At 71.7% G+C, this 9,734-nt stretch carries 10 protein-coding genes and 2 pseudogenes; 4 read left to right on the top strand and 8 right to left on the bottom strand.

Annotated features, from left to right (window positions below):
* The 4 genes from I5G_RS17305 to I5G_RS17290 all read right to left on the bottom strand — a co-directional run.
* Positions 1–262, bottom strand: a 262-nt coding sequence (locus I5G_RS17305; protein WP_026096041.1) for a nitrilase-related carbon-nitrogen hydrolase, incomplete at its 3' end; no start/stop codon positions are given.
* Between the two features lie 51 nt (positions 263–313).
* Complete coding sequence (locus I5G_RS23265) at positions 314–853, bottom strand: GNAT family N-acetyltransferase (protein WP_022880190.1); 540 nt, start codon at positions 851–853, stop codon at positions 314–316.
* Positions 854–1,031: 178 nt separating this feature from the next.
* On the bottom strand, positions 1,032–2,495 hold the full coding sequence (locus I5G_RS24160; protein ID WP_022880189.1) for an HNH endonuclease signature motif containing protein: 1,464 nt from the start codon (positions 2,493–2,495) through the stop codon (positions 1,032–1,034).
* Positions 2,496–2,595: 100 nt separating this feature from the next.
* Positions 2,596–3,330: an exonuclease domain-containing protein gene (locus I5G_RS17290; protein WP_022880188.1), complete on the bottom strand. Its 735-nt coding sequence runs from the start codon at positions 3,328–3,330 to the stop codon at positions 2,596–2,598.
* Positions 3,331–3,418: 88 nt separating this feature from the next.
* Here I5G_RS17290 and I5G_RS17285 point away from each other — a divergent pair, with 88 nt between their 5' ends.
* Positions 3,419–4,294 carry an alpha/beta fold hydrolase gene (locus tag I5G_RS17285; protein WP_022880187.1) on the top strand — a complete coding sequence of 292 codons (876 nt, stop codon included), beginning with the start codon at positions 3,419–3,421 and terminating at the stop codon, positions 4,292–4,294.
* 141 nt (positions 4,295–4,435) lie between these two features.
* Here the strand turns inward: I5G_RS17285 and I5G_RS17280 are convergent, their stop codons facing one another.
* Positions 4,436–4,996, bottom strand: coding sequence for a CGNR zinc finger domain-containing protein (locus I5G_RS17280; RefSeq protein WP_022880186.1), 561 nt, complete (start codon positions 4,994–4,996; stop codon positions 4,436–4,438).
* Between the two features lie 72 nt (positions 4,997–5,068).
* Between I5G_RS17280 and I5G_RS17275 the strand changes: the two genes are divergently transcribed.
* Entirely contained in the window at positions 5,069–6,061 is a 993-nt protein-coding gene (locus tag I5G_RS17275) for a DMT family transporter (RefSeq protein WP_022880185.1), read from the top strand.
* 12 nt (positions 6,062–6,073) lie between these two features.
* Here I5G_RS17275 and I5G_RS23255 read toward each other — a convergent pair.
* The 3 genes and pseudogenes from I5G_RS23255 to I5G_RS17260 form a co-directional block, all read right to left on the bottom strand.
* Positions 6,074–6,546, bottom strand: a pseudogene (locus I5G_RS23255) (Lrp/AsnC family transcriptional regulator).
* 110 nt (positions 6,547–6,656) lie between these two features.
* Complete coding sequence (locus tag I5G_RS17265; RefSeq protein WP_022880184.1) at positions 6,657–7,244, bottom strand: histidine phosphatase family protein; 588 nt, start codon at positions 7,242–7,244, stop codon at positions 6,657–6,659.
* A gap of 83 nt (positions 7,245–7,327) precedes the next feature.
* Entirely contained in the window at positions 7,328–8,140 is an 813-nt protein-coding gene (locus tag I5G_RS17260; protein WP_022880183.1) for an alpha/beta fold hydrolase, read from the bottom strand.
* Positions 8,141–8,355: 215 nt separating this feature from the next.
* Here I5G_RS17260 and I5G_RS17255 point away from each other — a divergent pair, with 215 nt between their 5' ends.
* Positions 8,356–9,456, top strand: a complete 1,101-nt coding sequence (locus tag I5G_RS17255; RefSeq protein WP_022880182.1) for a cupin domain-containing protein — start codon at positions 8,356–8,358, stop codon at positions 9,454–9,456.
* Positions 9,453–9,734 (top strand): annotated as a pseudogene (locus I5G_RS17250) (2-hydroxyhepta-2,4-diene-1,7-dioate isomerase); the annotation flags it as partial. The gene I5G_RS17255 and the pseudogene I5G_RS17250, both read left to right, overlap by 4 nt.

Here is a 9,734-nt window from a genome sequence, read left to right as displayed (position 1 = left end):
CGAGCGCGGTGTTCAGGATCGCGACGATGCCGGTGTGGTCGACGGCCCGCTGGATCGCGGCCAGCCAGTCGGTGTCGTCGACGGAGGGCAGCGGGCCGGCGAACGCGGACTCGTCGTAGCCGGTGGTGAACGCCTCGGGGAACACGATGACGTCGCTGCCGTGCTCGGCGGCGCGGTCGATCCACCGCACCGATGCGGACAGGTTGGCCTCGAGGTCGCCGGGCGTCGCCTCAGCTTGGACGGTGGCGATGCGGACGGTCACTCGGGGATTCTCGCAGGTGCGCGGCGCGACGGACGCCAGGAGCGTCAGCGGTCAGCGGATCAGCCGGACGGTCTGAGGGATCGGGCCGAACGAGGATTCGGCACCGTCGGGCCGGAAGCCGTTGCGGCGGTAGAACGCGTGGGCACGCGGGTTGTCAGCCGCGACCCAGAGTGAGGCGGGGCGGTCGGCGAGAACCGCGTCGAGGAGCGCCTGGCCGACGCCCGATCCGTGGGCGCTCTGCAACACATAGAGCATCGTGAGCTCCTCGGGGCGAACGGCACCCGGTTCCGTCATCGGTGTCGTCGAGGCGAAGCCGACGATGCCCGCCGGGCGCTCCGCAACGATCGTGGCGTGACCGGCGTCGCTCAGGGTCGTCTCCCATATCCCGATGCGACGTTCGACGTCGAACCACGGGTTGGTGTCGGGGTCGTCGACGAATCTGCCGTACGTTTCGCGCCAGGATGCCGCGTGCACGCGGGCGATCCCTGCGGCGTCGGCCGGGCGCGCGGGGCGGAGCGTCGGGGCGACGCGCTGAGGCGCCGGCTTCGACGACGGGTAGGGGCGCGAGGTGTGCCCTCCGGGGAGATCCATGCCGGGGAGCGTACCGGGGCCGGCGGCGGGATTCCGGATGCCGGACGTTCGATGTCGACGCGGGCCAGGCGCGGCAATGCTCGTGCGTCACCGCTCAGCGTCAACGCTCGTGCGTCAGCGCTGAGCCGGTGGGGAGCGTTGTTCCGTTGAGGCCGCGTGTCCCCGCCGTCGATCTCCGCTAGAACGGCGGCGGATCGGCGTCGATGTGGGCCCCGAGGGGTGTCGTCCACGCGAGGTCGCCGGTGTCGGGATCGCGGCTGGCGGCCCAGCGCGTCTCGTGACGCATGCGGTGGTGATGGCGGCACTCGGGGTCGAGGTTGTCGTCGTCGGTGGCGCCGCCTTCGCTCCAAGCGTGCAGGTGGTCGAGGTCGCAGTCCCGCGCCGGGCGCCCGCAGCCCGGGAACGCGCACGTCGGGGACGTGACACCGAGCCAGCGGCGCAGAGCCGTCGGGACGCGGTACGTCGTGCGGTCGAGCGCGAGCGGCGTACCCGTGACCGGGTGCGTGAGCACGCGGATCCACGATGTCGCCTCGCCCGCGAGTCGGCGGCCGGTGTCGAGGTCGATGGGGCCGTAGCCGTCGAGGGTCGCCGGGGTGTCGTCGGCGTCGAGCAGGGTGAGGGCGGGGATCGTGACGATAACGGTGGGACGGGCCGGGGCAGGGGAAGGGCGCGCGGCGCGCTCGGTCCCGGCATCCCTCGTCGATGCGGAGGAGTCTGCTGTGGCATCGCCTGCCGTTCCCGCTCCCGCGAGCAGGTCCGCAAAGGCGTCCGCGCGGAGCTGCGCGAGCGTGCGGTCCTCGCCCTCGATGGTGGCGAGGTGGCGCGCGGCCCGATCGAGGTGGGTCATCGCGGCCGCGGCGCGATCGGCGGGGAGGAACGCGGTGAGCGTCGCCATGCCGTCGAGTTCGGCGGTCATCCACACGCCGCGGTCGGCGCGAGCCCGCTGGTGGCGCGTCTCGACGGACTCGGGGTGCACGCGCTCGCGGAGGACCCGGGCCGACGTCGCGAAGCGGGCGGGGGAGAGCCGGAGCGCCCGGTCGCGGGCGCCCGCGTCGAACGCCTCCCATGACGCGGGGTCGGCGGGGAGGGTCGCGGCGAGCCGTGCGGTCTCGATCGCGTGTCGTTCCGACACGAGTCCGTCGGCGAACACCGTCCAGACCTGTGGGCAGCGTTCCCGCAGCACGGCCGCGTGCGCGGCGCGCGTGCGGACCGTCTGCTCGGCGAGGCGCAGACGAACCGCGATCTCGGCGACAGCGGCACGCTCGGCCATGTCCAGCCGGTCGCGTCGCACGGCGGCGACCGTGCGCCCGCGCGCGTCGCTCCACAGCCCGTCGAGCGTCGGATCGGGACCGACCCACGGTTCGGGGTCGTCGGCCGCGTCTTGCAGCACGCGCAGGATCAGGTCGTACTCGGCGGCCGTCGCCCGGTGCCGAGCGGCGGCGCGGTCTTCGAGACGCTCCAGCAGGAGGACGGGATCGGCCAGCGGCGAGTCGTCGTCCGCCGCGCCGTCGTCGAGGAGCCCGAGCGCGACGGCCCACGCGGAATCCGCGTCCGACTGCAGCTCGTCGCCATCGGGCCACGGCATCCCGGACCACGCGTCGGTCGGGTGCGACCGATCGTGCGCGGGTGCCGGGAACTCCATGCTCGAACACTATCGAGGGGGTCCGACATCGCCGCGGACGGCGGCATTCCGGCCCCACGGCGCCCGACAGAGGCCCCAACCGGCTGAAGGCCGACCCCGTTCAGCGGATCGGCCACGCCCCGTCGAGCGGGGGTGCCTCGGCATCCAGGCGTCCGATCCTCACGAAATACTCTGTCAGGCTCGCCGCCTGCGCGCGCGCCCACGCGATCTGCCGCGTGTGCAGTTCGTCGACGGTCGGCGGGAGCCACGCGGCGTACCGCTCGGCAAGCGCGAGCGCGAGGCGCCCGGCGGCCACGGCGTCGGCACACGCTTCGTGGGCAGTATCGAGCGGCACGGCGTAGTGCGCGGCGACGTGCGTGAGCGTGCGCTTGCCGCGGCGGTACCGGTCGTACGTCTTGTCGACGACGAGCGGATCGATCACCGGTGACGGAGCATCGATCGGCGGGATGCCATGACGCAGCGCCTCGTACTTCAGCATCGAGAAGTCGAACGGCGCGTTGTACGCCACGACCGGGATGCCCGCGTCGAAAAGCGCGCGCAGGGCCTCGACGACCTCGGAGACCACCGTCGCCGCCGGCGCGCCCTCGGCGCGAGCGCGCTCGGTCGTGACGCCGTGGATCGCGGCGGCCCCGACCGGAATCGGGACACCGGGGTCGGCGAGCCAATCGCGCGCATCGATGACGTGGCCGTCGGCGTCGAGCACTCCCACGTGCGCGGTCACGATGCGGTCGTGCACGACATCCACCCCGGTCGTCTCGAGGTCGAACACGCCGACGACGCGTGCCCACTCCGGGGTCTGGAACAGCGGGAGCGGCTCGGCCTGCCACGTGGTCATGGGCTCAGGTTAGGACGGGGCACCGACACGGCCCCCGAGGCGCACCGGAGGGCCGTGTGCGCCGAGTCCCCCCGCCTAGAATCGACGGATGCCGAACCCCTACGCCCCGCTCCTGGCCGAGATCCCGGTGCAGCGGCGCACGGCCGAGATCCTCGGTGGCACGACGGCGTACTGGATCTACGGCGACGACACCGCCGACACCACGATCGTCGCGGTGCACGGGTTCCGCGGCGAGCATCACGGACTCGAGCCGGTCGTGGCGCACCTGCCCGGCATCCGGGTCGTGTCGCCCGACCTGCCGGGGTTCGGAGAGACCGCCCCGCTGCCCGGGCGCACGCACGATCTCGACGCGTACGCGGCCTGGCTGCGCGCGTTCGTCGAGTCGGAGGCTCCTGGTGCGATCGTGCTGGGGCATTCGTTCGGCTCGATCGTGGCGTCCGCAGCGGTCGCCGGCGGCCTGGCGACACCGCGGCTGATCCTCGTCAATCCGATCGGCGCGCCCGCGCTCGAGGGGCCCCGCGGGGTCCTCACGCGCCTCGCGGTCTTCTATTACCTCGCGGGGGCGCGTCTGCCGCGTCCGCTCGGTGACGCGCTGCTGCGCAACGGCGTGATCGTCCGGGTCATGAGCGTTGCGATGGCCAAGACGCGCGAACCCGAACTCCGCCGGTTCGTGCACGAGCAGCACGACACGTACTTCTCACGGTTCGCCGACCGCGACGTCCTGCACGACGCGTTCGTCACGAGCGTCTCGCACGACGTCCGGGCCTTCGCGCCGCGCATCACGCAGCCGACGCTCCTCATCGCCGCGGAGAAGGACGACATCACCCCCATCGAGGCGGAACGTCATCTCGCCACGCTGTTCCCGGATGCCGAGCTGGTCGAGATCCCCGCGGTCGGCCACCTCATCCACTACGAGACGCCCGCCGCCGCGGCATCCGCGATCCGGGAATTCCTGGAGCGCTGACCCCGAGGCCGCGGCGAAACCCTACGCGGGTTGATCCGCCTTCCGCCGTCGGTAGGCGTCGACGTTCAAGCGGTCACGGTGTCACGCGGGTTGATCCGCCTTCCGCCGTCGGTAGGCGTTGACGTTCATGCGGTCACGGTGTCACGCGGGTTGATCCGCCTTGCGCCGTCGGTAGGCGTTGACGTTCATGCGGTTGCCGCAGTTGCCGGAGTCGCAGTACCGCTTCGAGCCGTTCTTCGAGAAGTCGACGTAGACGCCGCGGCAGTCGTCGGCCTGGCACACGCGGATCCGGGCGTACTCGTCGGCGCGGATGACGTCCACGAAGGCCATCGCCGCCTCGACGAGGATGCGCTGGGCGAGCGCGTCGGACGGGTCGGACGCATGGATGTGCCAGTCGAACCCGTCGTGCTTCACGAGCTGCGGCAGGGCCTTCCCGTCGCGGAGCATCGCGTTCACGAGCGGCACCGACGCGTCGCGATCGACGGTCCACAGCTCGTGGATGCGGTTCCGGATGCCGCGCACCGCGGCGAGTTCGCGATCGTCGTGCGTGCGCGAGCCGGTGTAGGCGTGGCGTGTCGCGAAGTCCTCGAGCTGCTCGGCGGAGACCATCGTGTCCTCGCCGCTCGTGTCTGTGTGGGGGAGCGTGTTGACCAGCTCGACCGTGGCGCGGAGGACGAGCTCGGTGTCACGGATAAAAGCCATGTTGACTCCTGACAGGCTGAGGCTCTACTGTCACGAGTGTAAACGTATTTGACTCCTGACAGCGGGCTCTGCATGACCACTTCCTCCGCCACCCTCCCACGCCCCATCCACCGCGGCTCGGGCGCCGTCACCGGCCTCGCCATCGCGGTGGCCTCGGCCCTGGCCTTCTCGTCGAGCGGCCCGTTCGTCAAGCCGCTGCTCGAGGGCGGGTGGTCGCTCGGCGCCGTCCTGCTCGTGCGCATGGGTCTGGCATCCCTGGTGCTGTCTCCCGCGCTCGTCCGGGCCATCCGTCGCCAGCCGGGATTCCTGCGGCGCCATGGCCTGCTCATCGCCGCGTTCGGTCTCACCGCGGTCGCCGGATGCCAGCTGTTCTACTTCGCCGCGATGCAGCGCATGCCGGTCGCCGTCGCCCTGCTGATCCAGTACATCGCGCCGGTGCTGCTCGTGGCGGCGGTGTGGGTGCGGACGCGGCGCGCGCCCTCCAAGCTCGTGCTGATGGGATCGGTCGTGGCGATGACGGGTCTGGTGCTCGTCGTCGACATCAGCGGTGCGCGGTTCGATCTCCTCGGCACGCTGTTCGCCCTGTGTGCCGCGGCGTGCACCGCCGTGTACTTCGTGATCGCCGCGCGCTCGAGCGACGAGCTCCCGCCCCTCGCGCTCGCCGCCGGCGGCCTCGTGACCGGCACCGTCGTCATCGGCATCCTCGTGGCCGTGGGCGTGCTGCCGTTCGCTGCGCCCGCGATCACCGTGTCGATGCTGGGGCTGCAGGTGCCCGGCATCCTGCCCCTGCTCTGGGTCGGCGGTGTCGCGACGACGCTCGGCTACGCGCTCGGGGTGATCGCCGTTCCCCTCATCGGATCGCGGGTCGCGTCGTTCGTAGGGCTGAGCGAGGTGCTGTTCGCGCTCGGCTTCGCCTGGCTGCTGCTCGGCGAGACGCCCGCGCCCGTGCAGTTCGTCGGCGGAGCGGTGCTGCTGGCCGGAGTCGTGCTGGTGCGATTGGATGCCGGAGACCCGATCGAACAACGGACCGAGACGGCGACGATCCCGGTGATCCCTTCCCCGTGAGTCGGGGCTGGATCAGAGCTGTTCGCGCGCCAGGTCCATGAGCGGGCTCACCCGGTAGCCGATGACCTCGCCCATCACGAGCGACGTCTCAGTGCGCTCGACGCCCTCGATCGCCAGGATGCGTGCGTCGGTGTCGAACAGGTGCTGCGTGTCGCGGCACGCGACGCGCACCAGCAGATCGATCTGACCGCTCAACCCGTGCGCCTGCAGGACCTCGGGCACCTTGCGAGAGCCTCGCGGATCGCGGGGAGCTCGGCCTGCCGCACCGTCCCGTGCAGGAACGCCTCGATCGGAAAGCCCAGCGCTTCGGCCGACAGCGTGCGCTCGTAGGAGAGGAAGACGCCGCCCTTCTCCAGGCGGCTCATGCGCGCCTGCACGGTGTTGCGCGAGAGGCCGAGCTTCTCGGCGAGCGCGACGACCGTCGCCCGCGGATCGTGGGACAGGGCGCGGAGGAGGTCGAGATCGACCGCGTCGAGCTTGGTCATGGTGCGAGACATTAGCAGGATGCCGAGCGGAAAGGGTGCGCACAATGCTGAGCCGGGGATGCCGGAGGTGAGCGCCCTGCGCGCCGGGGGTGGCGTCAGGTGGGGTGCGGTCAGCTGGCGACGCCGGCGTAGACCAGCATCTCCCACTCCTCGCCCTCGAGGCGGAAGACGGTCGCGGAGCAGTTCGGCAGACGCTCGCCGACACGGGGGAACTCGCCCGCGGTGGCGTGCATGATGACCTCGCGGATGAGTGCGCCGTGCGCGACCGCGATGACGTCGACCCCCTCGGGAGCCTCGGTCACGACCTCGGCGATCGCGGCGAGCGCGCGCTCGCGCACGACCGGCCACTCCTCGGCGCCGGGCACCTGCGCGGCGTGCCACGGGCCGTACGTGTCGTAGAACGTGGGGGCGTCCATGCCCTCGGCGTCGCCGTAGGAGCGCTCGCGGAGCCCGGGGAGGCGTCGCGTGACGACCGTGCCGAGCGCTTCGGCGATCACGTCGGCGGTCTCGGCCGCGCGGGAGAGGTCGCTCGAGACCACGACGACGTCGCGGCCGGCGAGGTCGGCGGCGAGCGTGGCGGCGACCTCGCGGGCCTGGGCCCGGCCGGTGTCGTTGAGGGGGATGTCGGTCGAGCCCTGGACGCGGCCGCGGGCGTTCCAGTCGGTTTCGCCGTGGCGCACGAGGGTGAGGATCGTCACCGTTCGAGCCTACCGGCGGCTCGGAGGCGTGGGCCGACCCCCGGCGCGGGACGGGCGCACGCCGGGGGCCGGGGCGGGTGGGTTCAGCTCTGGGCGCGTGCGGGCTGGAGCGCGTCGACGACCACATGCGCGAAGCCCGCGGGGTCCGACAGGTGCGCGAAGTGGTCGGCGCCGTCGATGTCAGTGACCCCGGCGCCCGGGATGATCTCGGCGAGGTCGTGCGCGGACTGGTACAGGAACGACGTCGTCGCGGTGCCCGCGATGAGGTGGGTCGGGTCGTGGATCTCGGCGTATCCCGAGAGGTCGTCGCCGAGCGCGTCGATCTCCACCAGTTCGCGCACCCAGGTGGGCGTCAGCGGCACGCTGGCGCCCCACAGGGGCGTCTCGCGGATGACGGGGATCGCCTCGGCGGGGACCCGCACGAAGTTCACGAGCGCGTACTCCAGCGCGCCGTCGAGGTCGCCGGCATCCACGAGCTCCCGATATCCGGCCAGGCGCTCGCCCGCGACGGGGCCCTGCACAGCCAGGGGAGGCTCGTAGGCGATCAGGGTGCCGCCGGACAGGCCGTGTCGGCGCGCGTAGGCGAGCGTCGCGAGGGCGCCGAACGAGTGGCCGAGGAGGTGGGCGCCGGGGCCGGCGACCGCCATCATCGCGGCGATGTCGGCGACCTCGGTGTCGAGCGAGTACTCGGCGGCGTCGCCGCTGCCGCCGCGCCCTCGACGGTCGTGGACATAAAGCGTGACGTGCTCGGCGAGCGCCTCGCTCGCGGGGAGCCACTGCTCCTTCGTGGCGATGCTGCCGTGGGTCACGACGAGGGCGGGGCCGCTCCCGCGGCGGAAGTAGGCGATGGGGGTGCCGTCGGCCGAGGTGGTGTGCGCGTGCTCGATGTCGGACATCTTCTGCCTCCTTGCAGAATCGCGTCGGGTGCCGCCGGAGGTCCGGGGGCCGGGGGCGTCGAACGCTCCGTGCGGCACATCGTGTAACAGATTCGCGTCTTGCGCAAGGGGAATGTTTCACAAAGATCGTGGCATCCGGTCATATGTAACGAATTGCTGTTGCAAGACGAACGAAAGTAACGCAATCTGGGGGGAGCCACGATCGAGGAGGACCGATGAGCACGCAGACCACGCCGGTCGAGAACGCGATGCAGCCCGAGGACAGCCCGGAGCTCCGCGCGCTGTACCGGGGATTCGAGGAGCAGCACCTCATCCCGCTGTGGACGCAACTCGACGACCTGATGCCGCAGACCCCGCAGCCCAAGGCCGTGCCGTGGGTGTGGCGCTGGAACGCCCTCCGGCCGCTCGCGGAGCGCGCCGGCGACCTGATCCCGGTCGGGCGCGGAGGAGAACGCCGCGCCATCGGACTCGCCAACCCCGGCCTGGGCGGGCGCGCGTACATCTCGCCGACCCTGTGGGCCGCCATCCAGCAGCTCGGGCCGCGCGAGACCGCGCCCGAGCACCGGCACTCCCAGAACGCGTTCCGTTTCGTCACGTCCGGCGAGGGCGTCTGGACGGTCGTCAACGGCGACCCCGTCCGCATGAGCCGCGGCGACTTCCTCCTCACGCCCGGCTGGAACTTCCACGGTCACCACAACGAGACCGACCAGTCGATGACCTGGATCGACGGACTCGACATCCCCTTCGCCTACCAGATGGACACCGGGTTCTTCGAGTTCGGTGCCGAACGCGTCACCGACGAGGCGACGCCGAACTTCTCGCGCTCCGAGCGCCTCTGGGCCCACCCCGGCCTCCTGCCCCTCGCCGGGCTGCGCCGGACCGTCTCGAGCCCGATCGGCGCGTACCGGTGGGAGCACACCGACGCCGCGCTCACCGACCAGCTGCTCCTGGAGGCGGAGGGGATGCCGGCCACCGTCGGCCCCGGCCACGCTGCCGTGCGCTTCGCCAACCCGACGACCGGCGGTGACGTCATGCCGACCATCCGCGCGCAATTCCACCGCTTCCGAGAGGGTGCGAGCACGCCTGTGCGACAGGAGGTCGGATCGAACGTCTACCAGGTGTTCGAGGGGTCGGGGCGTGTGCTGCTGGGCGACGCCGAGCACGTGGTCGAGCACGGCGACATCTTCGTGGTGCCGAGCTGGTGCCGCTTCCGCGTGCAGGCCGAGACGCGCCTGGATCTGTTCCATTTCAGCGACACCCCGATCTTCGAAGGCCTGGGGCTGTACCGCGAGCTCGAAGAGGAGACCGACCGATGAAGCTGTGCACCATCCACTGGCGGGAGTCCACGGCCGCCGCACGGGTCGAGGGAGACCACGTCGTCGTGCTCGAGGGGCACGCCGACGTCGGTGCTCTGCTCCGCGGGGGCGGTGTCGGGGCGGCCGCCGGGATCGATGGGCCCACACTCTCCCTCGACGAGGTGCGGTTCGCACCGGTGGTGCTCGCGCCGAGCAAGATCGTGTGCGTCGGTCTGAACTACCGTGCGCACATCCTCGAGATGAAGCGCGACCTGCAAGGATACCCCGTGCTCTTCGCG

Source organism: Microbacterium sp. B19, from assembly GCF_000333395.1.
Classification (GTDB): Bacteria; Actinomycetota; Actinomycetes; order Actinomycetales; family Microbacteriaceae; genus Microbacterium.
This window is presented reverse-complemented; position numbering and strand designations above follow the sequence as displayed.